The sequence below is a fragment of the Haloarcula montana genome (genome assembly GCF_035666295.1).
GTDB classification, from domain to species: Archaea; Halobacteriota; Halobacteria; order Halobacteriales; family Haloarculaceae; genus Haloarcula; species Haloarcula montana.
On sequence record NZ_CP142027.1, the window covers coordinates 2,390,763 to 2,410,140 of the forward strand.

Genomic DNA, 19,378 nt, shown 5'->3' on the forward strand with positions numbered 1-19,378 from the left:
CGACGGACGAGCCCTGAGACGGTATAAGGGGTCAACCGGCTGGTGAGCGGACAGATGGCCGGTAGTTTTATTATCCTGAATCGAACGTCCGGTAGATCGCGAGCAGTCCGATAGTGTGTGAGAGTGTGGCGGCAAGCAGCGCCTGTGCGTCGCTGAGGGCCACGAACGGTGCGATTACCGACGCGAGGAGGTACGGGACGACCGCGATCGCGATGATGCCGACCGCGAGCGCTCGCATCGTGGGGCTGTCGTTGCGCCGGTAGCCCTGGAACGCCAGGATGGCGACGACGGTTCCCAGTGTTGCGGTCACGAGCGAACTCCCCGTCGCGAGCAGATCGAGCCAGCTCATCGGCTCCCTCCGTAGACGACGACGAGGATGGTCAGCAGGCCGGCCGATTCGAGCAGGGAGGTCGTCAGGACTCTGACCGTCGAGGGGACGACGACGAGGTTCCCGGCGACGAAACGGACAAACATCGGTGCGGGCGCGAGCAGGAACATCCCGACCGCGAGCAACAGGATCGGCGTGGCTCGGGACCGGCGATACCCCTGGACGAACCGATAGGTCACGAGTACCGACAGCGCCGTCGCGACGAGGAACGTCGCGATCGCGAGCAGACCGACGACGGTCCCGCCACCTTCGACCGTGACCTGTGCGTAGGAGTCGGCCCCGACACGGAGTGTGGGTGGGTGTGCGGTCATCCCGTGAACTCCTCGTACAGTCTGGTGAAACGGTCGGCCGCCGGTTCGCGTCTATCGACGTCGATGGTGACGCCGTCGTCGTGGAACTCGATCTCGACGCGTTCGAGTCGGGCCGAATAGGTCTTGTAGTGGTTCCCGTTCGGATCGAGCTGCTGGTGTGCGTCCAGCAGGTCCCGGTCCTGTAACCGCTCGATCCGGCGATAGATCGTCGAGTCGTCGGCGTCACAGAGTTCGCTCAGCGCCTGGGCGGACTTGCCCTCCTCGCGCGTCGCGACGAGTATCGTCCGGGCATACTCGTCGTCGAGCAAAGCGAGGAGCTCTTCGTCGACATCGCGGACCTCGCCGACGACCGAGGGCATCGTCCGTGTTTGCGGGGTGGACCATATTAACCCCCCGCCAGTGTCTCAGAATCGCCGTCCTCGGCATGTTTTTTGTCGGTGCCCCACCGACGGTCAACGCGACGGTATGTCCGCTGGTCATCCGCTCCGCGAGCGCCTTCCGACCCTCCGATCGCTCCTCCTGGCCCCCGTTCGTCCCCGACCGTACCTCCGAGCACTGTATCTCTTCGTCGCCTTTCCGCTGGGAATCGTCTACTTCGTCGTGCTGGTGACGGGCGTGACGGCGGCCGTCCCGACGGTGCTCGTTCTCGTCGGCGTCCCGTTGTGCGTTGGCGTCCTGTTGCTCGCCCGTGGACTCGGACTGGTCGAGCGACACCTCGTCACCGCACTCCTCGGTGTCGACGTTCCAGCCCCGGCCTACGGCTTCCTGGAGGGGTCGGTCCGCGAACGCGTGGTCGCGCTCGTGGTCGATCGGTCTACCTGGACCGAACTGCTCTACCTGTTTAGCATGTTCGGGTTCGGGATGGGATCGTTCGTCTTCCTGGTCACCTCGCTTGCGATGTCCCTGACCTTCGTGGCGACGCCGCTGTACTACGACAGCGCTCCGGGGCGGGTCGGCATCTTTCCCGGGAAGCCGATCGGACTCACACAGTCGCTGTATATCCCCTGGGGTGACCTCCTGGTCGGTGCGGAAGTCGGCCTCACGATGAGCGAGTGGGCCGTCGACTCGCTTCCCGACGCGATGGCGATGTCGCTGGTCGGGTTCGCCCTGTTGTTCGTGACGCTCAACCTCGTCGATGGGATCGGATGGCTCTGGGGACAGTACGCACGGCTGATGCTCTCGGACGATCTCCGGCCGGTCGCCTGGCTCCGTGGTCACCTCAACGGCGTTGGAAACACAACAAATAGGTGAGGAGACGCTGACATCTCGACCCATGAGCCCTCCCACCGATAGCCCAGCGGTCCCCAGCGACGCACGCGCGGTCGCCGATCGGTACCTCCGGCGCGAACGCCTGCTCAGTGGGGTGATGGCGATCTCGGTCGGCCTCCTCGGGGCCGCCGCAGTGCTGCTGTTGCCGTTGCTCCAGGCGGTTGGCGTCGTCGCCGTCCTGCTCGTAGCGTTTCGGCTCCCGGTGTTCCGGACTGCGGGGACGGCCACACTGTCGACCGAGGCTGAACCGGCCGCTGTGCGTGCGGCGTTCGCCGGTCCGACACCGCCCGTGTTCCCCTTCCAGTGGGGGATCGCCGACACCGTCCGGACGATCGACGGTGGGGCCGCCTACGATGTCTCCTATCTCTTCGGACTCCGGTCGGTGACGATGACCGTCGAGACGGTAGTGACGGGCGAGGACACGCTCGAACTCGTGGTCACCGCCGGGGAGCAGGAGTGGGCGACCTACGACGTCTCGATCCACGAGACCGAGGGCGAGACGACCGTCGACATCGAGTGGGCGGCGGACAGACGGTTTGCCCTCCGACGGCTCCCGCAGACGCTGCTTGCGGGCCGATACCGCGAGCAGGCCCTGGCCGCACAGGGGTACACGACCGTCGAGTGGGACACGTCGCTGTCCCTGTGATCGACGGGCGGTTTTTGTCCACCGAGCCGGTAGTGGCTGGTATGTCCTCACCTGGCGAGTTCGGAGCGTTCGGCGGGCGACACGGAGATCCAGACCGCCGCCGAGAAGTTCGATCCGACCTGAGCCCGGCCGAAGACTTTTGCGCCGACGTGTGGTAGCCGCGGATATGGTCCGTCTCCCGTGGCGCGACGACCCGGACGAACCCACCGAGAGCGACGGTACCGGCGGGTCCGTCGGGAGCCACGACGCTCACCCCGACGCGGTCGTCGCCTGCTCGTTCCAGGACGGGACACTGGCCGTCTACGAAGACGAGGTAGTGATCGAGCGCGTCGAGCGCTCGCGGTTCGACGACACGACGGTTCCGCTGGCGGACATCCGGGGCGTCGACCACGAGCGTGGCATCACCATCGGCTACGTCCAACTCGAAGTCGTCGGCGTCGAACCGGACGCGGGCGGCCTGTTCAGCGACCCGGTCAACGCGTACACGGTCCACTTCGGCCGGGATGGCCGGGACTGCGCACAGCAGGCCCGAGACGCGATTCTCGAACGGATGTCGGGCTGACCGTCACAGCGACTTCTCGAAGTGGAGGAGTTCGTACTCGCCCTCGATCGATTCGCTGACGTTCTCGTACCCCTCTTCGCGGTAGAACTCGACCGCTGCGGCCTGTCGCCGTGCCGTCGTCGCCAGGAGCAACTCGTACCCGTCCTCGGCGGCGCGGCCCTCCAGTCGATGGAGGAGGTCCCGGCCGACGCCGCGGCGCTGACAGGGTGGAGCGACCCGCATCCGGTGGAGTTCGGCGGCACCGGGGACCGTCCGCTCGTCGGGGTGGCCGACCTCGTTGGGGAGGTAGCCCCCGATGGCGGCGACCCGACCGTCGACCGTCCGCGGGAGGTCCGACTCGGCAGAATCGCCTGTGAGGACACCGACCAGAAACTCGCCGCCGGTGTCGAGATACCGGCCCTCGACGTCTCTGAGGTCGTCGGTCCCGGGTACGTCTGCCGGCTCGGTCCCTGCGGCCCGCATCGCCCACTCGTGGAGCTTCCACACGGCGTCGGCGTCTTCACGGCGATACCGGCGGAACTGGACGGCTGACATCTGCCGGGGCTCGGACTGGCAACGGCTTCAGGGTGTCGGCTTCCCGCCGATCCGTCGGCCACACCGGTCACGCCCGCCGGACACACTCCCGAACGATGTTGTAGACGCGGTCCGGGTTCTCGACGTTCTCCAGTCGGATGCTCCCGAGGCCGAGGTTCATCGTGATGGTCCCGAACCCCAGGGCCTTCTGGAAGCGGTTCTGGTTCAGCCGGTGGCTCCGGACCTGCTCGAAGCGGACACCCTTCGTCCGGGTCCGGAAGAGGAACTGGTACTCCCGCTCGACCCGGTCGCGGGTCACGACGTAGGTCGTCTTGACGAGGACAACAGTCCGGACCAGCAGTCTGAGCGCGACCAACACCGTCACGAGCAGGACGACGAGCCCGACGGTGTTCGTCACCTCCGGACCGCCGAGCAGTTCCGGCCGTTGCTGGAGGGCGACCACGACTGCCAGCCCCAGTAGCAGAAACACCGCTAGCCTGAGCAGCGTCGGTTTCGTGGTCGGGTTCGTCCGCAGTAGCTCCCCGTCCCCGCTCTGTTCTCCGCCGTCGGTTCTGATAGCAGTTCGTTGCATGTCAGATCAGCCCCATCGTCGTCGCGACGACCGACCCGGCGACGTACAGCACCGGCGAGAGCGCCACGGCGACGACCGTGGTCGCCGCGTCGGTTCTACTGGTCCGGTGGTTGATTCGCGCGCCGAGATACAGCGACAGGAGGTAATACAGCGTTGTGACACACAGCAGTGCCAGCACCCACCGACCCTGTGTCGTCAGCGGCCCGGCGACCAGCGAATCGGGCCGGCCCCCGGGCAGTTCCAGGCTCGACCCCAACAGGTCGATGACCCAGTAGACGAACGCCGCCTGGACGTTCCGGACGAGCGCGCGTGCCGCTGCCAGCCCGTCGGTGTTGGTGAGATACCAGACGCCGGAAAACAGCGCCACGAGGTACGCACTGGTCGTATAAACCACAGTGTGGACACTCTGAACGAGGCCGCGTGCCCCGCCTGTCGCGACGACGCCCAGGTGGAAGGTCAACAGCGTGATCCCCGTCGCGACGGTGATAAACGCACAGTTCTGGACGAACGCGACGGTGATCGCCCAGCCCGCGGCCGGATCACCGAGCAGTGGTGCCGCGACCGCGACGAAGACAGCGGGAGGCGACCCCGCTTGCTGAAGCCCGACACCGGCGACGGTCAGCGGCAGGGCGTACAACACGAGGTTGACGAGATAGACGACCACCAGCGACGCCAGCTGTCGGGCGGTCGCGGTCAGCGAGTCGCCGTAGGCACTCTGCTGGAACGCGACGAACCGGCGGGGTCGAACCACCGCGTCGAAGGCCGCCCGGACAACCGGTCCCACACCCCTCGCGACCATACGTGGTTGTTTTCGAAGACGTATTTAGCCGTTTGTGTCGCGGCATCGTGGGGCGCTTTTTTATCGGAACGGGGCAAACAGTCCCGACAGTCGTCACTATGGCAGATCGATCAGACACGCCGCTCGTTGCCGTGACCGTGCTGTCGACGCTGTGGCTGGACGGACTCGCCGTCGGCTTTCTCCTCGACCTCGCGACCCCGATACAACTGCTGGCTGCCTGCTGGGCACTCTCATTTCCGCTCGTCCCGCTCGTCGTCGCGGACGGCGAGGGGACAGGTGCCCTCTCCTGGCCGTTGATCGTCGCCCTGGAACTCCCGGTGGTGAACGTCCTGGCGGGGCTGGGCTACGCTATCGGCCGTCATCGGGCAGCTAGACCCTCGAAAGACGGGTTGTTGGGTCACGGTGGCTTGTACGGGCTGGGCATCGCCTCCGCCGCCCTCTCGCTGGTCGTGGCCCCGTTTCTGACGGGGCTGATCGCGCTGGGCTGTGGCTACCGGGTCCGGTCGGCGTATCACCGCCGGCAGGGCTCGCTACTGCTTGCTGTCGCCGGTGTGTTGATGCTGGCGGGGCTCGTCGTGAACGTGGTGATCTTCCTGTTTCTCCGCCCCGGACCGATCCTCTGAGTGGACTGATCGACAGCCGGCGCCACCGTCGTCCCTGGCTCGCTCGCCCGCGACCGTGACCAGAACGTTCAGTACTGTGTATCCCCATGTGCCGGTATGTACGATCGGCTCTCCGGGACAGTGCGGCCGCCGCCAGCGGTCCCCGTCCCGTCACAATCGACGTGGGGCGGTGAGGGATGACAGGCCCGTCGAACGTCGTCCTCGTCACGGTGGACTCGCTGCGAGCGGACGCGCTGGACGCGGGGGCGTCACCGACGCTCGATCGGCTGGCCGACGAGGGCATCGTCTTCGAAGACGCCATCGCACACGGCAACTGGACGCCGTTTTCCTTCCCGACGATCCTCGGCTCACGGCCGGTGTTCGACGAGGGACCCTCGATCGGGGTCGCGTCGTCCCCGACCCTGGCCGAGCGGCTCTCCGACGCCGGGTTCGCTACGGGGGGGTTCAACGCCGCCAACGGCTTTCTCACCGACCACTGGGGGTACGACCGCGGGTTCGACGAGTTCGAACCGTTCGTCGACAGTAGCGGGTACAGCAAGTACCTGGCAGCACATCCGACCGTCCAGGCGTGGGTCCAACTCGGCCTCTCACCGTTCCGGCGGGCGGCGACGAAACTCCGGGGCGGTGATGACGACCGCCCCTTCGCCGATGTCTCGCGGCTGACCGATGTCGAGGACCACGCGAAGTCGTTCGTCGGACGGACGGACGACCGCTTCTTCCTGTGGGTCCATTACATGGATACCCACACGCCGTACGTCCCGGCACCACGGCACCTCCGTGAAGTCTCGGACAACCGACTCGGCGTCGCACGGATGCTCGGCTCACACCTCCGGACCGGGCTGGGCTGGGACGTGGACGAGGGCCGGCTCGCGACGCTGCGGACGCTGTACGACGGCACCGTTCGCCAGGTCGACGAGAGCGTCAGCCGCATCCTCGACGCGCTGGCGGCCGAGGGAGTCGCCGACGAGACGGCCATCGTCGTCGCGGGCGACCACGGCGAGGAGTTCCTCGAACACGGCCATCTCGCTCACTACCCGAAACTCTACCGCGAACTCGTCGAGGTACCGTATTTCGTCTCCGTCCCCGGCGGACCGAGCCGTCGGGTGACGGAGCCGGTCGGACTCGACACCGTTGCGCCGACGGTGTGTGACCTCCTCGGTGTCGACCCCGCACCGGAGTGGGCGGGCCAGTCAGTCGTTCCTGCCTTCGAGGGCGAGCCGATCGACGACAGTCCCGTCGTCTCGGTCGCCGTGCGGGGTGAGTCGGTCACGAGCCAGCCGATCCCGCGCCGCCGTGACGACGGGGAGCTACTCGTCGGCGTCCGGGACGAGCGCTGGACCTACATCGAGCACACGGAGTCGGATCACCACGAGTTGTACGACCGTCGGACTGACCCCGGCGAACAGACCGATATCTCCGACGCCGAACACGACGGGGTAGATACCACCGGCGTCGTCGACCGCCTCTCGGCCGTCGTCTCGGACCACGTCGAGGCGCTTGGCGACGGTTCGACCGACGACGAACTGGAAGAGAGCGACGAAATAGCGGCACGCTTACAAGCCTTGGGCTATCAATAGTCTCCGATGGCGCTCGCCGAAGGATCGCTCGTCTGGAACCCACGGCTGATCCGGTTTTTTCTCGTCGGCCTTACCGCGGCGTCGATCCAGACGGTCCTGCTGTGGTTGTTCATCGAGTTCGGCGGCCTGAACTACCTCGTGGGTGCGGCTATCGCGATCGAGATCACGATCCTGCTCCAGTACGTCCTCAACAACGCCTGGACGTTCAGCCACGACAGGCACACGTCCCGCTGGGAGTATCTGGTCGGGATGAGCAAGACCAATCTGGTCCGCGGCTCGGCGATCCCGCTCCAGCTCGGACTCCTGTATGCCTTCGTCAACTGGGCCGCTGCGGTCCCGCTCCTCGCAAACGGCGGTGCGATCGCGCTGACGGGCATCTACCGGTACGTCCTCGATGCCCGGTGGACCTGGGGCTGACCCGAGCACGACCGTTTTAAGAGTCGGCAGCCTCGACTGTCGGTATGAACGAGACGGTCCGGCTGGGCGTCGATGTCGGCGGGACCTTCACCGATGTCGTCCTCGCCACGGATCGCGGTCTCACGACGGCGAAAGTTCCTTCGACGGTCCCGCAACACGAAGGCGTCCTCGACGGTATCAGCGTAGCGCTGGACGCTGCTGACACCGATCCGGCGGACGTGGGTCAGTTCCGGCACGCGACGACGGTCGCGACGAACGCGTTGCTGGAGGGGACCGGCGCAGAGACGGCGCTTGTCACGACCGAGGGGTTCGCCGACGCGCTGGCGATCGGCCGACAGGATCGGCCGTCGCTGTACGACCAGCGTGCCGAGCGTCCCGACCCCCTCGTCCCGGCCGAGCGGCGATACGAGGTCGACGAGCGGGCGACGACCGAAGGGATCGAGCGGGATATCGACACGGAGGAGATCCGGGCGTTAGCCGAGTCGATCGAGGCGGAGGCCGTCGCGGTCGCGTTCCTCCACGCCTACGCACACCCGGAGAACGAGCGGACGGCGGCGGAAACGCTGCGGACAGAACTGGACGTACCTGTGTCGGCGAGCCACGAGGTACTGGGGGAGTTCCGCGAGTACGAGCGGACCGCGACGACCGTCGCCGACGCCGTCCTGACGCCGGTCATCGACGACTACGTCGGGCGACTGGTGGCCGGTGCGACCGAACGCGGACTGCCGGCCCCGCGGATCATGCAATCAAACGGGGGGATCACCGACGCCGAGACCGTCCGGGACAACGCCGTGACGACGGCGCTATCGGGGCCGGCGGCGGGCGTCGTCGGGGCCAGTGCGTTCGAACCAGACGGCGTCGACGGCCTGATCACCTTCGACATGGGCGGGACCTCCAGTGATGTCTCACTGGTCCGGGAGGGCTCCGTCGAGCGGACGACCGAGGCCGACGTGGGCAGCCGGCCGGTCCGCGTGCCGATGGTCGACGTGGAGACGGTCGGGGCCGGCGGCGGATCGATCGCGTGGGTCGACGCCGGCGGCGCGCTCCGGGTCGGCCCCCAGTCGGCCGGTGCGGAGCCGGGTCCGGCCTGTTACGGGAAAGGCGGGACCGACCCGACGGTGACCGACGCCGCGTTGGTACTGGGCTATCTCGGGGCCGACACCACACTGGGGGAGGACCTGACCCTTGATGTCGATGCGGCGACCGACGCGCTCGCAGCGCTGGCCGAGGAGGCGGCCCTGGACGGTCCGGTCGAGGCCGCTCACGGTGTCTACGAGGTCGCTAACGCGGCGATGACACGGGCGATCCGGAGCGTGACTGTCGAGCGGGGCCACGACCCTCGCGAGTTCGCGCTTGCTGCCTTCGGCGGCGCGGGGCCGATGCACGCCGCCGCGCTCGCCGATGGACTCGACGTTTCGACGGTCGTCGTCCCCCGAGCGAGTGGTGTCCTCTCGGCTCGCGGACTGCTGGCTGCCGACGAGCGCCATGACGCTGCCCGGACGTACCGGGCCGAACTGGGGACGGTCGATCCGGACGCGGTCCGCGACGTGCTCGCGGACCTCGAATCAACGGTACTCGCGGACACGAGCGACCCGACGGCCGCGACGGTCACGTTCCGGGCGGACTGTCGCTACGCCGGCCAGAGCTACGAACTCGGTGTCGGCCTGGAGGAGTTCGATCGGGCCAGCGTAGCCGCCCGGTTCCACGCTGTCCACGATCAGGCTCGTGGGTACAAACTGCCCGAACAGTCGGTCGAACTGGTGACGCTCAGAGCGACGGCGACCGTCTCCCACGAGATGCCGACCGCGAGACACCACGCCGAGGGCGACCCCGTCAGCGGCCGCCGGGAGGCCCGTTTCGACTCTCCCCGGGAGACGCCAGTTCTGGACTGGGGCGCGCTCGGCTCGGGCCACAGCAGGTCGGGACCGGCGATCGTCGAGGGTGGCGAGAGCACCGTCGTCGTCCCGCCCGCGTGGCGACTGACCGTCGACGACCAGGGGACGCTCACGATGGAGGAAGATCGATGACAGACGGGGACCGCTCCAGGGCAGACGACGATCTCGACGCCGTAGAACTAGAGATATTGCGGACTCAACTGGAAAGCGTCGCCGAGGAGATGGGACAGGTCCTGATCCGCGGGGCGTTCTCGCCGAACATTACCGAGCGCCGGGACTGCTCGACGGCGCTGTTCGACGCCGACGGCGACCTCGTCGCACAGGCCGAACACATCCCGGTCCACCTGGGGGCGATGCCGGAGGCCGTCGACGCGGTGCTGGCACACGATCCACGACCGGGCGACGTGTTCGTCCTGAACGACCCTTTCGAGGGCGGGACCCACCTCCCGGACGTGACGCTGGTCTCGCCGATCACCGACGACGGTGATATCGTCGGCTACACCGTCTCGCGGGCACACCACGCCGATGTCGGTGGGATGGCACCGGGAAGTATGCCGGCCGGTGCCCGGGAGATCCACCAGGAGGGCGTCCGCATCCCGCCGACGCGACTCCTCTCCGATGGCGAGATACGCGAGGATATCCTGGATCTGTTGCTGGCGAACGTCCGCAACCCGGCACAGCGACGCGCCGACCTCCGTGCCCAGCGAGGGGCGAACCAGCGCGGACGGGAGCGTGTGGGCGACCTCCTCGCGGACCACGGCGGCCGCCTGCTCGGGGCCTTCGAGGCCGTCCAGAACTACTCGCGCAAGCGTGTCGAGGCGGAACTGACGGCGATGCCGGACGGGACCTACACCGCTCGCGATCTCATGGAGGGCGACGGCGTCGTCGATACGGACATCCCGATCGAGGTTACCGTCACAATCGACGGGGCTCATCTGGACGTGGACTTCGCCGGGACTGCGCCCCAGGTCGACGGCAACGTCAACGCGCCGCTGTCGGTCGCCAAGAGCGCCGTCTACTTTGTCGTCCGGTCGGTCACCGATCCCGACGTACCGCCCAACGAGGGCTGTTACGACCCCGTCTCGGTCCACGCACCGCCCGGATCGCTGGTCAACCCCGAACCACCGGCCGCGGTCGTCGGTGGCAACGTCGAGACGAGCCAGCGGATCGCCGACGTGGTCTTCCGGGCGCTGGCGGAGGCGGTCCCCGGACGGGTGCCGGCGGCCGGCCAGGGGACGATGAACAACGTCGTCGTCGGCGCGCCCGACTTTAGCTACTACGAGACGGTCGGCGGCGGGATGGGCGCCAGCAGTGACACCGACGGCCTCTCGGGTGTCCAGGTCGGGATGACGAACACGCTGAACACCCCTGTCGAGGCCCTGGAGGCGGCCTATCCGATCCGGGTCGACGAGTACAGCCTGCGGACCGACAGCGGTGGCGCCGGCCGACACCGCGGCGGTGACGGACTGGTCCGCGCGTTCACCGTCGAGACCGACGCGACCGTCTCACTGTTGACCGAACGGCGACGCCACCCTCCCTGGGGGCTCGACGGCGGCGGGGACGGGTCAACGGGTCACAACTACATCGACGGCGAGTCGGTTCCGGCGAAGGTCACACGCGACGTTTCGGCGGGGACGACCGTCCGTATCGAGACGCCGGGCGGTGGCGGTCACGGCGAACCGGAGCAGTGAGGGGAGTTCTCTCCAGAACTGGCTACACCGGTTGGACGTGTGGTATCATATATCAATTGATTGGTCTAAATTCTGAAATCCGGAATCTGAATGGTCCGAGCCCAACGATAACGATTTATATGGATTAATACAGTGAAAAATCTTTAGTCACGGCCCCCCATTTACCAGAGTACGGCACCACTGCTGGGGCCGAGGATTTCACTATGACAGATAACGAATTAATCTGGCGAATCGCAGGTGGTTCCGGTGACGGGATCGACTCGACGAGCCAGAACTTCGCGAAGGCCCTGATGCGATCGGGACTTCACGTGTTCACACATCGCCACTACCCGTCGCGCATCCGGGGCGGCCACACGTACGTAGAGGTACGGGCGAAAGACGAACCGGTACAGTCACGCGGTGACGGCTACAACTTCCTGCTCGCGCTGGGGGACTCGTTCGCACGGAACCCACAGGAAGAAGCCTACTACGGCAAAGAAGAGCTGAAACCGCTGTACGAGAACTTCGACGACCTCCGTGAGGGCGGCGTCCTGCTGTACGACGAGGGGCTGCTCGACCAGGAAGACGTCGACGAGACCGATCTCGAAGCGGCCGCCGAGGAGAACGGCTGGCACGTCGTTCCGATGGACCTTCGTGGTATCGCCAAGGAACACGGCCGCGAGATCATGCGCAACACCGCCGGGATCGGTGCGACCGCTGCGATCCTCGACATCGGGACCGAGGAGTTCGAGGAACTCATCAAGCAGAACATGGCGGGGGATATGCAGGAGGCCAACCTCAACGTCCTCCAAGACGCCTACGACGCAGCAGCCGAACGCGACATCGACCACGATATCGAAGTCCCCGAGAGCTCCCACGACGAAGAGCAGGTCATCCTCTCGGGGTCGAACGCGATCTCCTACGGTGCGCTCGACGAGGGTTGTCGGTTCATCTCCGGCTATCCGATGACCCCCTGGACCGATGTCTTCACGATCATGTCCCAACACCTGCCGGAGTTCGGCGGGATCTCCGAGCAGGTCGAGGACGAGATCGCCGCGGCGGCACTGGCGCTGGGGGCGTCCCACGCCGGCGTGAAGGCCATGTCCGGTTCCTCCGGCGGTGGCTTCGCGCTGATGTCCGAACCGCTTGGGCTGGCCGAGATGACCGAGACGCCGCTCGTGCTGGTCGAAGCGATGCGTGCCGGCCCGTCGACCGGGATGCCGACCAAACCGGAACAGGCCGACCTCGAACACGTCCTGTACACCTCACAGGGGGACTCGGCCCGTGTCGTGTTCGCTCCGGCGAACATCCGCGAGTGTTACACCCAAACTCGGGCCGCCTTCCGGATCGCCTACGAGTACCAGATTCCGGCGATCGTCGTCTACGACCAGAAGATCCAGGGCGAACTCCGGAACCTGCCGGCCAGCCACTTCGACGAGGAGCCAAACGCCGACCCCGGATCGGTGCTGACCGAAGACGAGATCCAGGACGCGGCCCACCACTCCTCGGGCAAGTTCCAGCGGTTCCTCCACGAACCGGAGGACGGCTCGAACGTTAGCCCGCGGTCGGTGCCCGGCCAGAAGGACGGGCGCTTCCTCGCGACGGGTAACGAGCACAACCCCTCGGGCCACATCAGCGAGGACCCACAGAACCGCATCGCACAGATGAACCGTCGGCTCGGCAAACTCGACGACATCCGTGCGGACTTAGACGAGAACGCGAGCCATCAGTCCTACTACGGCCCGGAGGACGCCGACTACGGCATCCTCGTCTGGGGGAGCCAGCAGGACACCGTCTTCGAAGCCGTCGACCGGCTCAACGAGAACGGGCATAGCGTCAAAGCCCTGGGCGTCTCGGATATGATGCCCTACCCCGTCGAGGAGGTCAGCGAGTGGCTGGAATCCGTCGACGAGGCACTGGTCGTCGAGATGAACGCGACGGCCCAGTTCCGCGGCCTGACCCAGAAGGAGATCGGCAAGTACGGCGACAAGCTGTCGAGTCTCCTGAAGTACAACGGCAACCCCTTCGAACCCGCCGAGATCGTCGACGGGTTCGAATCCAGTATCAACGGCGAGGACCTCGCCGCTTCCAACATGAAATTCCTCCCCGCAGCAGGTGACTAACCATGAGTGCATTCAGTGCAATCGGCGACGACCGCGAGATCGACCGAGACGAGTTCACACCCGGGATCGAACCCCAGGCGACCTGGTGTCCCGGCTGTGGCGACTTCGGCGTCCTCAAGGCGCTGAAACAGGCCATGCCGGAGGTCGGGCGCAACCCCGACGAAGTCGCGCTGTTTACCGGGATCGGCTGTTCCGGCAAGCTCAATAGCTACTTCAACAGCTACGGCTTCCACACCATCCACGGCCGCTCGCTGCCCGTCGCCCGGGCCGCGAAGCTGGCCAACCCCGAACTGGAAGTCATCGCCGCCGGTGGCGACGGCGACGGCTACGGGATCGGTGGGAACCACCTGATCCACACGGCTCGTGAGAACCACGACATGACCTACATCGTGTTCAACAACGAGATCTTCGGGCTCACCAAGGGCCAGACTTCGCCGACCTCGCCGAAGGGCCACAAGTCCAAGACCCAACCTCACGGCTCGGCGAAGTCGCCGATCCGTCCGCTGAGCCAGTCGCTCAACGCGGGCGCGACCTACGTCGCCCGGACCGCGGCGGTCAACCCCAACCAAGCAAAGGAGATCATCGCCGAAGCAATCGAGCACGACGGCTTCGCGCACATCGACTTCCTGACCCAGTGTCCGACCTGGAACAAGGACGCGAAACACTACGTCCCGTACACGGACGTCCAGCAGTCCGACGACTACGACTTCGACGTCTCGGACCGCAAAGATGCGGCCGAGATGATGCGACAGACCGAGGAGAAGCTCTACGAGGGTGAGGTGCTCACCGGTCGTATGTACGTCGAGGACGCCCGTCCCTCCTACGGCGAGGAGAAACGCCAGATCGGCGAGATGCCCGACGAACCGCTGGCCGAGCGGTACTTCGACGAAGACGCCGAGTGGGAGCGGACCTACGACAAGCTGCTCCAGCATCACAAGTAAGCTCCCGACACCGCCAAACAGGGGCCAATTCGGGTTTGTGGTTCGGAAGATATTTTTTTATGCACCCGAAACAATAATCTATGAGCGCTGAGTCTACGGAGCGTCGAATCCTCTCGGTTCTGGAGGACGACGCACAGGCCTCCTACGCCGAGATCGCACAACGGGCAGACGTTTCGAAGCCCACTGTGCGAAAGTATATCAAGAAACTCGAAGAAGAGGGCGTGATCGTCGGCTATTCGGCGGACATCGACCCGAAGAAACTCGCCGGGCAGTCGATCGCGATGGTGGGGATCGACGTCGCCAGCGACTGCTACGTCGAGGCGACTCGGCAACTCAAAGAGATCCCCGGCTTGGAGGAGCTATACACCTCAAGCGGGGACCACATGCTGATGGCGGAACTCCGCGCGAGCGACGGGGACTCGCTGGCTGCCGCTATCGAGGACGAGATTCTCAGTATCGACGGTGTCACGGCCGCACACCCCTCGTTCCTCCAGGAACGGTTGAAGTGATCGACATAGCGGGTTTTTAGACGCTCCGGTGCTGACAGACTGCTATGCGTTCTCGGCTGGTGTTGGGCTCTGGGTCGATCGGTCTCCCACTTCTCGCGGAGATTCGATCCGACAGTGACGAGTTAATTGTCGTTACCGACAACGACCACCAGGCGTCGGCACTCCGGGAGGACGGGATCGCAGTCGAGATCCAGGACCCGACCGATCGGTCGGTGCTGGACGGACTGGACATCGATCCCGATACCGTCGCAGTTACCAGCGACGATCCGGCTCGGAACCTCGCGGCGACGATCGCAGCAGCCGAGCGGTTCCCGGCCGCGTTCGTACTGGCGTACGCGGGAGCCGATCCCACGGCGGCACAGCTACGCGAACTCTCGTCGGTCGCAGATCGGGTCGTCGATCCGGCCGCCGCGATCACCGACCGGCTCACACAGGTCGTCGGCGGTGAGAGTTCGCGGGTCCGACAGCTCCAGCGTGTCCTCCGTGACCTGGAGACGATGGCGATCGTCACCCACGACAACCCGGACCCGGACGCGATCGCCAGCGCCGTCGCGCTGGGGCTGCTCGCCGAGCGGGCGGGCTGTGAGACCACGTTGTGCTACTACGGATCGATCTCCCACCAGGAGAACCGCGCGTTCGTCAACTTACTCGACTACGATCTCGTCGAACTCGATCCCGACGAGCCGGCTGCTCTCGACGCCTTCGAGGGCTTCGCACTGGTCGATCACTCCCGACCCGGTGTCAACGATCAGCTCCCGTCGGACCTAGATATCGACATCGTGATCGACCACCATCCACCGCGAGCCCCCGTGGAAGCCCGGTTCGTCGACCTCCGGAGCGGAGTCGGCGCGACCAGTACGCTCCTCGTGGACTATCTCCGGCAGTTCGGCGTCGAGATTCCGGAAGCAGTCGCGACGGGGCTTCTGTTCGGAATCCGGGTCGATACCAAGGACTTCCAGCGGGAAGTCTCCGCTGTGGATTTCGAGGCGGCGGCACATCTCGTTTCGCGAACCGATATGGATGTCCTGCAACGGATCGAGGACCCCAGCGTCAGCGCCGAGACGTTCTCGGTGATCGCCCGCGCGATCAGCAACCGGACGATGGAGGGGTCGGTCCTGTTAAGCTGTGTGGGTAAACTCTCCGATCGGGACGCGTTGGCCCAGGCTGCCGATCGGCTACTGGATATGGAAGACGTCCACGCGACACTCGTTTACGGCGTCCTCGATGGCACCATCTACGCCTCCGCACGCGCTCGGGGAGCCGACATCGATCTCGGGGAAGTGCTCCGGGACGCGTTCGGCCAGATCGGCTCCGCCGGCGGCCACGCCGACATGGCCGGCGCACAGATCGCGTTGGGCGTGTTGGATTCGATCGACGACCGCGAGGAATCGCTCCACGACATCGTCACCTCGGTCGTCACCGATCGCTTTCTCGATGCCATCGAGTCCCGCTCGCATCGGTTGCTCGGGACAGTCTACGGCGATTCGGCGTACGGCCCGGAGGCGGTCGTCGGCCCGCTCGCCGAATCGTCGGAGGGAGATGACTCGACCGGTGACGACGTGGACGCGACCTCCGGGACCGACTCCGCGTAGGCGAGAGTTTTAGTCCACGCGTGGCTAGCGTCCGGTGAATGGGAAACTCCGGTAAGCCCACCGTCCGGGAGTACATGACACGTGATGTCTCGACGGTCGAGTTAGACGATACCGTCGAGACTGTCTCCCGGCGGATCGCCGAGAGCGACGGGTTCAGCGGGTTCCCGGTCACCGACGGTCGCCGCGTCGAGGGGTTCGTCAGCGCCAGGGACCTCCTGCTCGCCGAGGAGTACGAGCCGATGTTCCGCGTGATGAGCGAGGACATCGTCGTCGCACATCCAGACATGGCGATCCAGGACGCGGCGCGCGTGATCCTCCGGTCGGGACTCCAGAAACTCCCCGTCGTCGACGACGCCGGCCACCTGGTCGGGATCATCTCGAACGCCGACGTGGTCCGCTCACAGATCGAGCGGGCGACTCCCGACAAGGTCGACAACCTCACACAGACCCTCGAACGAATCCACGGCGTCGACGCCCACGAGGAACGCCGCGAGGTTTCCCTCGCCGATCTGACTCCCACACAGACGACGGTGTACGCCGACGAACTCGAAGGCAGAAAGTACGAACTGGAACGCGGGCTGGCGGAACCACTCGTCGTCATCGACAACCACGGCCAACTCCTGCTGGCGGACGGACACCACCGTGTGAAAGCCGCCCAGCGGGCCGGTATCGAGGAGATGGACGCCTACGTCATCGTCCTCGGTGAACCAGTTTCGCTGGGGATGGCAGAAACGGCCGCCGAGTCCGGACTAGAGCGGATCGACGACATCGACGTGGTCGACTACGCCCATCACCCGCTCGTCGAGACGACCCACCGGCTCCAACAGGAGTGATCAGGGCAGGTCGACCGATCGGAACAGCGAGTAGCCCAGCCAGGGGGCGACGACCAACCATCCTACCAGGGCCAGCACCGCGAACAGCGCTGTCGTCGTCGCGTATCCGAGCGGCTCGTTCGGAGCCGCGAGCGGGATGACCGTCCCTTCGCCGAACGTCCCGAACACGAGCCGTGTGTAGGCCACGCCGGGGTTCAACTGCCCGATCGCGTAGTACCAGGACGGCTTCGGCGGCCGGGGGTACTCCAGGAACTCGGTCGGGTGGATAATCAGCGCGAAGTGCTGTGCCAGTGGCCAGAGGATTCCGAACAGCAGCATGCTCGCGGCGATACCGGCGACGGCTCGGGTCTCGGTTTTGACGCTCGCCGAGATCGTCAGACCGATCCCGACGGCGATGACGGTGTAGACCAGTGACCAGCCCAACACGGCGAGGAATCCGACGAGTTCGAGCCCGTCGAAGACGGCGACCGAGAACAGCCACGCAGCGGTCAGACAGACGGTAAAGGGCGCTGCGACCAGTAGCGTCCGGCTGAGGAGCTTCCCGAGGTAGGCGTCGAACCGGGAGTTGGGCAGTCCCAACAGGAACCGGACGCTCCCGGTCTTGCGCTCGGTGACGATGGCACCGTAGCTCCCGACCAGCGCCACCAGCGGGAGCAAGACGACCTGGATCGCCGCGATGAACAGCAGGACGACCCGCACCTCGGGGATCGAGCCCCCGCCCAGCGTCATGAGAAACGCTGTCACGGCGACGCCGACAGTCGACAGCAGCATCAGTCCCGCGACCGTCCACCCCATCTTCGAGCGCCGCAGGTGCAACAGATCCCCGCGGGCCACGTCGCGCCAGGTCACGCCGACCCCTCCGTGGCCGCCGAGAAGACGTCTCCCAGCGAGGGCTCCCTGACGGCGAAGTCGTCGAACCCGACACCGCCACGGGCCACGCGGTCCAGCACCGAGACCTTCGTCTGGCCGCCGCTGCAGGTGACGGTCAGTTCTCCCTCGCCGGCGGTCACCGCCGAGACGCCGTCGATCGCCCGGAGATCGTCGACCAACTCCTGGGGGGTCGCTTCGACGTAGATACTCAGCGTCGTGTCCGCGTCGAGTTCCTGCCGGAGCTGGGAGACGGGACCTTCCTGGACGAGCCGGCCGTGCTGGAGGATTCCGACGCGGTCGGCGACGGCCTCGACCTGTGCCATGATGTGACTGGAGAACAGCACGGTCGCGCCGCGGTCGGCCTCCTCGCGGACGACCCGGCGCAACATCCGGGCGCCGTTGGGGTCCAGGCCGGTCGTCGGTTCGTCAAGCACGAGCAGCCGTGGGTCGCCGACGAGTGCCATCGCCAGCGCCAGGCGCTGGCGGAGTCCCTTCGAGAGGTCGCCCGCCGGGCGGTCGCGGGCCTCGACCTCCAGTTCGACTCTGTCGAGCAACCGTTCCGGGTCGTCGGTCGCTTCCTTGGTCCGTATCGCTTGGTTCAGGTGCTCGTAGGGGGTGAGCTGTTCGTAGACGCCGTAGCCTTCCAGCAGCGTCCCGGTCTCCTGTCGGATCGCGACGCTGTGTTCCTGTGCGTCTAGATCGAACACGGAGACGGTCCCGCTGGTGGGCCGCATGAACCCCAGGAGCATGTTGATCGTCGTCGATTTCCCCGCACCGTTGGGGCCGAGAAAGCCGTACACTTCGCCGTCGTCGACCGAGAGGGTGAGGTCGTCGACGGCGGTCACGTCGTCGAACTGTTTGGTCAGGTCGTGGAGCTGTAGGAGGGTCATACCGACAGGGCGTTACTCGCAACTACCCTGTCCGTCGAATTAAAGCTACTGACGCGGACCGGTGTCACGGACCTCCGTCTCCGTCCGCCGGGAGACGAACACGACCAGTCCCAGCAGGACACCCAGTCCTACCCCGATGGTCACGACGCCGTAGATGGCGACACCCAGCGGCGTCGGCGGGAGCGCGATCACACCGAACAGCTCGGGTTCGAGGTCCTCCGGACGGATCGACCCCAGGACGAAGCCCATGAGGCCGGCCAGAGCGACGATGGCGACGTACAACCACACGACGACCCGTTCCCCGGACCGGCCGGCCGGCTCCTCTGTCATGCCCGTGTGTAGGAAACCAGGACGATTA

The 19,378-nt window shown here is 66.2% G+C and carries 22 protein-coding genes; 13 read left to right on the forward strand and 9 right to left on the reverse strand.

The features are described from left to right. Nucleotides 1–70: 70 nt before the first annotated feature. Genes VJ109_RS12635 through VJ109_RS12645 form a run of 3 tightly spaced genes read right to left on the reverse strand, consistent with a single transcriptional unit; the run spans nucleotide 71 to nucleotide 1,058 of the window. Nucleotides 71–349, reverse strand: coding sequence for a DUF7521 family protein (locus VJ109_RS12635; protein WP_276222417.1), 279 nt, complete (start codon nucleotides 347–349; stop codon nucleotides 71–73). Beyond that, nucleotides 346–699 (reverse strand): hypothetical protein, encoded by a 354-nt coding sequence (locus tag VJ109_RS12640; protein WP_324757169.1) that lies wholly within the window; start codon nucleotides 697–699, stop codon nucleotides 346–348. Before VJ109_RS12640 ends, VJ109_RS12635 begins: the two co-directional genes overlap by 4 nt. Beyond that, the gene (locus VJ109_RS12645) at nucleotides 696–1,058 is read right to left on the reverse strand and encodes an ArsR family transcriptional regulator (protein ID WP_324757171.1); all 363 of its coding nucleotides are present in this window, start codon (nucleotides 1,056–1,058) and stop codon (nucleotides 696–698) included. Before VJ109_RS12645 ends, VJ109_RS12640 begins: the two co-directional genes overlap by 4 nt. Before the next feature lie 106 nt (nucleotides 1,059–1,164). Between VJ109_RS12645 and VJ109_RS12650 the strand changes: the two genes are divergently transcribed. The 3 genes from VJ109_RS12650 to VJ109_RS12660 all read left to right on the forward strand — a co-directional run bounded on the left by VJ109_RS12650 (nucleotide 1,165) and on the right by VJ109_RS12660 (nucleotide 3,176). Further along, on the forward strand, nucleotides 1,165–1,950 hold the full coding sequence (locus VJ109_RS12650) for a sensor domain-containing protein (protein WP_324757173.1): 786 nt from the start codon (nucleotides 1,165–1,167) through the stop codon (nucleotides 1,948–1,950). Nucleotides 1,951–1,972: 22 nt separating this feature from the next. Continuing rightward, a complete protein-coding gene (locus VJ109_RS12655) occupies nucleotides 1,973–2,614 on the forward strand; it encodes a hypothetical protein (RefSeq protein WP_324757174.1) in 642 nt (213 codons plus the stop codon). 166 nt (nucleotides 2,615–2,780) lie between these two features. Further along, on the forward strand, nucleotides 2,781–3,176 hold the full coding sequence (locus VJ109_RS12660; protein WP_324757175.1) for a hypothetical protein: 396 nt from the start codon (nucleotides 2,781–2,783) through the stop codon (nucleotides 3,174–3,176). A 3-nt stretch (nucleotides 3,177–3,179) separates the two neighbouring features. On the opposite strand, the gene VJ109_RS12665 is transcribed toward VJ109_RS12660, so the two are convergent. From VJ109_RS12665 to VJ109_RS12675, 3 genes are all read right to left on the reverse strand, one after another. After that, nucleotides 3,180–3,710, reverse strand: coding sequence for a GNAT family N-acetyltransferase (locus tag VJ109_RS12665; RefSeq protein ID WP_324757176.1), 531 nt, complete (start codon nucleotides 3,708–3,710; stop codon nucleotides 3,180–3,182). A 67-nt stretch (nucleotides 3,711–3,777) separates the two neighbouring features. Continuing rightward, the gene (locus VJ109_RS12670; RefSeq protein ID WP_324757177.1) at nucleotides 3,778–4,281 is read right to left on the reverse strand and encodes a PH domain-containing protein; all 504 of its coding nucleotides are present in this window, start codon (nucleotides 4,279–4,281) and stop codon (nucleotides 3,778–3,780) included. A 1-nt stretch (nucleotide 4,282) separates the two neighbouring features. Then, complete coding sequence (locus VJ109_RS12675) at nucleotides 4,283–5,080, reverse strand: hypothetical protein (protein WP_324757179.1); 798 nt, start codon at nucleotides 5,078–5,080, stop codon at nucleotides 4,283–4,285. 98 nt (nucleotides 5,081–5,178) lie between these two features. Between VJ109_RS12675 and VJ109_RS12680 the strand changes: the two genes are divergently transcribed. The 10 genes from VJ109_RS12680 to VJ109_RS12725 all read left to right on the forward strand — a co-directional run bounded on the left by VJ109_RS12680 (nucleotide 5,179) and on the right by VJ109_RS12725 (nucleotide 17,260). After that, nucleotides 5,179–5,703: a hypothetical protein gene (locus VJ109_RS12680; protein ID WP_324757181.1), complete on the forward strand. Its 525-nt coding sequence runs from the start codon at nucleotides 5,179–5,181 to the stop codon at nucleotides 5,701–5,703. Between the two features lie 176 nt (nucleotides 5,704–5,879). Then, nucleotides 5,880–7,280 (forward strand): sulfatase, encoded by a 1,401-nt coding sequence (locus VJ109_RS12685; RefSeq protein ID WP_324757184.1) that lies wholly within the window; start codon nucleotides 5,880–5,882, stop codon nucleotides 7,278–7,280. Between the two features lie 6 nt (nucleotides 7,281–7,286). Continuing rightward, nucleotides 7,287–7,697, forward strand: a complete 411-nt coding sequence (locus VJ109_RS12690) for a GtrA family protein (RefSeq protein ID WP_324757185.1) — start codon at nucleotides 7,287–7,289, stop codon at nucleotides 7,695–7,697. 44 nt (nucleotides 7,698–7,741) lie between these two features. Next, nucleotides 7,742–9,724, forward strand: coding sequence for a hydantoinase/oxoprolinase family protein (locus tag VJ109_RS12695; RefSeq protein ID WP_324757187.1), 1,983 nt, complete (start codon nucleotides 7,742–7,744; stop codon nucleotides 9,722–9,724). Beyond that, nucleotides 9,721–11,283 (forward strand): hydantoinase B/oxoprolinase family protein, encoded by a 1,563-nt coding sequence (locus tag VJ109_RS12700; protein ID WP_324757189.1) that lies wholly within the window; start codon nucleotides 9,721–9,723, stop codon nucleotides 11,281–11,283. The genes VJ109_RS12695 and VJ109_RS12700 overlap by 4 nt, the downstream gene beginning before the upstream one ends. A 203-nt stretch (nucleotides 11,284–11,486) precedes the next feature. Then, the gene (locus VJ109_RS12705; protein WP_324757191.1) at nucleotides 11,487–13,385 is read left to right on the forward strand and encodes a 2-oxoacid:acceptor oxidoreductase subunit alpha; all 1,899 of its coding nucleotides are present in this window, start codon (nucleotides 11,487–11,489) and stop codon (nucleotides 13,383–13,385) included. Between the two features lie 2 nt (nucleotides 13,386–13,387). Then, nucleotides 13,388–14,326, forward strand: a complete 939-nt coding sequence (locus tag VJ109_RS12710) for a thiamine pyrophosphate-dependent enzyme (RefSeq protein ID WP_324757193.1) — start codon at nucleotides 13,388–13,390, stop codon at nucleotides 14,324–14,326. An 80-nt stretch (nucleotides 14,327–14,406) separates the two neighbouring features. After that, a complete protein-coding gene (gene lrpA1 / locus VJ109_RS12715; RefSeq protein WP_276222389.1) occupies nucleotides 14,407–14,835 on the forward strand; it encodes an HTH-type transcriptional regulator LrpA1 in 429 nt (142 codons plus the stop codon). 44 nt (nucleotides 14,836–14,879) lie between these two features. Then, on the forward strand, nucleotides 14,880–16,427 hold the full coding sequence (locus tag VJ109_RS12720) for a DHH family phosphoesterase (RefSeq protein WP_324757196.1): 1,548 nt from the start codon (nucleotides 14,880–14,882) through the stop codon (nucleotides 16,425–16,427). 38 nt (nucleotides 16,428–16,465) lie between these two features. Continuing rightward, nucleotides 16,466–17,260 carry a CBS pair associated ParBc domain-containing protein gene (locus VJ109_RS12725; protein ID WP_324757197.1) on the forward strand — a complete coding sequence of 265 codons (795 nt, stop codon included), beginning with the start codon at nucleotides 16,466–16,468 and terminating at the stop codon, nucleotides 17,258–17,260. Here the strand turns inward: VJ109_RS12725 and VJ109_RS12730 are convergent, their stop codons facing one another. From VJ109_RS12730 to VJ109_RS12740, 3 genes are read right to left on the reverse strand one after another with little or no spacing between them, the layout of a single operon-like run. Continuing rightward, complete coding sequence (locus VJ109_RS12730) at nucleotides 17,261–18,109, reverse strand: ABC transporter permease subunit (RefSeq protein WP_324757200.1); 849 nt, start codon at nucleotides 18,107–18,109, stop codon at nucleotides 17,261–17,263. Next, nucleotides 18,106–19,020, reverse strand: a complete 915-nt coding sequence (locus VJ109_RS12735) for an ABC transporter ATP-binding protein (protein ID WP_324757202.1) — start codon at nucleotides 19,018–19,020, stop codon at nucleotides 18,106–18,108. The genes VJ109_RS12730 and VJ109_RS12735 overlap by 4 nt, the downstream gene beginning before the upstream one ends. A 45-nt stretch (nucleotides 19,021–19,065) precedes the next feature. Further along, nucleotides 19,066–19,350 carry a DUF7520 family protein gene (locus VJ109_RS12740; RefSeq protein ID WP_276222381.1) on the reverse strand — a complete coding sequence of 95 codons (285 nt, stop codon included), beginning with the start codon at nucleotides 19,348–19,350 and terminating at the stop codon, nucleotides 19,066–19,068. Nucleotides 19,351–19,378 lie beyond the last annotated feature (28 nt).